Annotated in this window: 6 protein-coding genes; 3 read left to right on the top strand and 3 right to left on the bottom strand. The window is 71.5% G+C overall.

What is annotated here, in order from left to right; translation table 11 throughout:
- The 3 genes from ACWDX9_RS61440 to ACWDX9_RS61450 all read right to left on the bottom strand — a co-directional run.
- Positions 1-371: FAD-binding oxidoreductase (locus ACWDX9_RS61440; protein WP_449973138.1), on the bottom strand; the 371-nt coding region annotated here is incomplete at its 3' end.
- 36 nt (positions 372-407) lie between these two features.
- Positions 408-1247: a fumarylacetoacetate hydrolase family protein gene (locus ACWDX9_RS61445; protein WP_449973142.1), complete on the bottom strand. Its 840-nt coding sequence runs from the start codon at positions 1245-1247 to the stop codon at positions 408-410.
- 67 nt (positions 1248-1314) lie between these two features.
- A complete protein-coding gene (locus ACWDX9_RS61450) occupies positions 1315-2085 on the bottom strand; it encodes an IclR family transcriptional regulator (RefSeq protein ID WP_449973139.1) in 771 nt (256 codons plus the stop codon).
- 205 nt (positions 2086-2290) lie between these two features.
- Here ACWDX9_RS61450 and ACWDX9_RS61455 point away from each other — a divergent pair, with 205 nt between their 5' ends.
- The 3 genes from ACWDX9_RS61455 to ACWDX9_RS61465 form a co-directional block, all read left to right on the top strand.
- Positions 2291-2755 (top strand): hypothetical protein, encoded by a 465-nt coding sequence (locus ACWDX9_RS61455; RefSeq protein WP_449973140.1) that lies wholly within the window; start codon positions 2291-2293, stop codon positions 2753-2755.
- A gap of 6 nt (positions 2756-2761) precedes the next feature.
- Positions 2762-3004 (top strand): hypothetical protein, encoded by a 243-nt coding sequence (locus ACWDX9_RS61460; protein WP_350727340.1) that lies wholly within the window; start codon positions 2762-2764, stop codon positions 3002-3004.
- A 35-nt stretch (positions 3005-3039) separates the two neighbouring features.
- On the top strand, positions 3040-3286 hold a 247-nt coding region (locus ACWDX9_RS61465; protein WP_449973141.1), incomplete at its 3' end, for a hypothetical protein.

Raw genomic sequence — 3286 nt, forward strand, 5'->3', positions numbered from 1 at the left:
GCGTTGACCTGGCGCAGCACGGCGCCCGGCTGGACGCGGACCCGGACGCCGCCGTCGAGCACCTCGATGCCGCGGAAGTGCCGCCGGGTGTCGACCAGCAGGTGCTCGCTCACGCCCTGCCCGCTCAGGCTGGTGCCGCCGGAGCGGAACGTCAGCGGCAGCCCGGTCCGCATGAGCGCCGCCACCTGCTCGGCGCTCTCCGGCACCAGGACCGCCTGCGGGGTGAGCAGGTAGTGGGAGGCGTCATGGGCCATGCCGAGCCGGTCGGTGGCCCGCGTACGGGTGATCCCGGGCACGGCGGCCTCGACCGCCACCAGGACGGCGGGGTCCGGGGCGGTCAGCCGCCGCTTCTCGGAATGGGTGACGCTCATATCTGTCCTTACCGCTCTGTCCTTACCGCTCTGTCCTTATCGCGGGCCCAGAACCTGCTGGCGCTGGCTGCCGAGCCGGTCGATGCCGAGTTCGATCACGTCGCCGGGCTGGAGCCAGATGGGCGGGTTGTGGCCCATGCCGACGCCGGGCGGGGTGCCGGTGTTGATCAGGTCGCCGGGCTCCAGCACCATGAACTGGCTCAGGTAGTGCACGATGACGTACGGGTCGAAGATCATCGTCTTGGTGGTGCCGGTCTGCCGGCGCACGCCGTTGACGTCGAGCCACATGCCCAGGTTCCTGACATCGGGGATCTCGTCCGGGGTGACCAGCCACGGGCCGGCCGGGTTGAAGGTCTCGGCGGACTTGCCCTTGGACCACTGGCCGCCGCGCTCCATCTGGAAGGCCCGCTCGCTCACGTCGTTGACCACGCAGTACCCCGCGATGGCGCCCGCGGCCTCTTCGATCGAGTCCAGGTAGGAGGTGCGCCTGCCGATCACGATGCCGAGCTCGACCTCCCAGTCCGGCTTGGTGGAGCCGCGCGGGATGCGCACCTCGTCGTACGGGCCGATCAGGGTGTTGGGCGACTTGGTGAACAGGATCGGCTCATCCGGCACGGCCTGGCCGGTCTCGGCGGCGTGGTCGCTGTAGTTCAGGCCGATACACAGGATCTGGTGCGGCCGGGCGATCGGCGCGCCGACCCGCTCACCCGCGAACGCCCGCACCTCACCCCGGGCCACCCGGTCAGCCAGCAACGCGATGCCGCCCGCGGCGAAGAACCGCTCGTCGAAATCGGGCGTGACATCCGAGACGTCGATGTAGTGGGACTCGTCCACGCGGACGACGGGCTTCTCGGCGCCGGGCGCGCCGATGCGCATCAGGTACAACGCTCTCTCCGTGTTCGGATCGGAAGGGTACGGGCGGCGGTGCGGTTCACGGGCTCTTTCACGGGGTCTCCCGCCCGGCGACGATGCCGCGGATGGCGGCCAGGTCGTCGACGAGCGACTCCAGCGGCGTCCGGTAGGCCAGCCCGCTGACGCTGACGGCGCCGCTGGGCACGGTGGGCGAGGTCAGGTAGGCCAGGACCGCCACGCAGTTGACGCCCGGCTCGTTCTCCTGGTCGTCGACGGCGTAGCCCTGCTCGCGAATGCGCACGAGCTCGGCGTGCAGCCGCTCCACCGTGCCGATCGAGCGCGCGGTCGGCAGCTCCAGCCGCCGCTCCCCCACCCACTCGCGCACCGCGTCCTCGGTGCGCAGGCCGTCGGCGAGCAGCGCCTTTCCGACGGCGGTGCAGTGTGCCGGGTTCCGGCCCCCGACGACGGAGGTCAGCCGGACGGCCCCGTCGGACGGGTCGAGCTTGGAGCGGTAGACGACCGAGGTCCCCTCCAGCACGGCGTAGTGCACGGTCTCGCCGTAGCGGTCGCACAGGGCCCGCAGGATCGGCGTGACCCGCACGTGGTCCGGCCGGGCCTCGTGGTGGGCGAAGGCCATCCGCAGGAACTCGTCGCCGAGCACGTACCGCCCGTGACCGTGCTGCGCGGCGAATCCGGCGCGGCGCAGCGACGCCAGGGCACGGTGGACCGTCGGCTTGGGGCTGGCCACCGCTCGGGCCATCTCCTCCAAGCCGATACCGTCGGGGTGGCGAGCCAGCTCGGCAAGGACCGCGAGCACGCGGTCGGATCCGACGAGCTTGGACTCGGCAGCCATCTCGGACATGTTCCGAACGTTAGACTATCGTTCCGAAAAGTGAAAGTTGGCCTCCTCCCCGGGCCCTTCACCTCAGCCGGTTTGACCATCGCCACGACGAGGCGCCGCACCCGAATCGCATTGCCCGCCAGGCGCCACCCCCAGGCCCCCCGACCTTCAGGGCAGCTGAAGCTTGCGCTAGGCTTCAGTCACCCTGAAGGTCGGAGGTCGAGGAATGCTGGAGCATGTCCTGCTGTCGGTGCACGTCCTGGCCGGCATCGTGTTCGTGGGAGGCTCGGCCGTCGCGACGAGCCTGTTCCCCCGCTACGTGCCGGTCGCGACCGGCGGGCAGGGCGGGCCGCCGCCGGATCCGGGCGAGCGCAACCGGAGTGTCGCGGTCGCGCTGCACCGCATCACCGGGGGCTACGCCGCCTTCGGGCTCATCGTCCCCTTGGCCGGGATCATCCTGGCGAGCGTGCAGGGCCGGATGGGCGAGATCTGGATCACCGTCTCCATGATCCTCACGGCCGTCGCGGGGGCCCTGCTGGCCACGCAGATCTACCCGCGCCAGCGCGCCGCGCTCAGCGAGCCCGGCGACGTACGGCCGCTGCGCGTGATGTCCATGCTGGCCGGCTTCTACAACCTGGCCTGGGCGGTCGTCGTGGTCCTGATGATCGTACGGCCCGGCGCGGGGGACTGACCCGCCATGCGCCTGCTCCGAATCGCGGCCGCTGTCGAGGCCGCCTCCCTCGTGCTCCTGCTCGGCAACCTGTTCACCGTGCACGCCAAGGTGATCACGACGTTCTGCGGCCCGCTGCACGGCACCGCCTACCTTGCCGTGATCGCGGCCACCTGGACGGTCCAGCCGGCCGCGCGCCTGCTCGCGTTCGTCCCGGGGATCGGCGGGCTGCTCGTCCTGCGGACCGCGCGCGCCCGCGCCGGGGGCTGAACTCGGCCTTATCCGGCCCTCTTTATCGTTCCACCATGAGGTCGAACAGAGCGGGGTTCCCGGTGCCGGTCTCCGTGGCGCTCCTCGTTCTCGGCACGGTGATGGGCTTCGCCGCCCGTACGCCCGCGTGGACCGCCGTGGACGCCGCCGTGAGCGACGGGGTGCAGTCGCTGCGGAGTCCGTGGCCGACCGCGGTGGCGCAGGTCATGAACGTGGGGTTCGGCACGGTCATGGGCCCGCGACGGCCACCCCCACGACGAGGGCGGCGGCGAGGAGCGGGCC

The sequence above is a fragment of the Nonomuraea sp. NPDC003201 genome, from assembly GCF_053590415.1.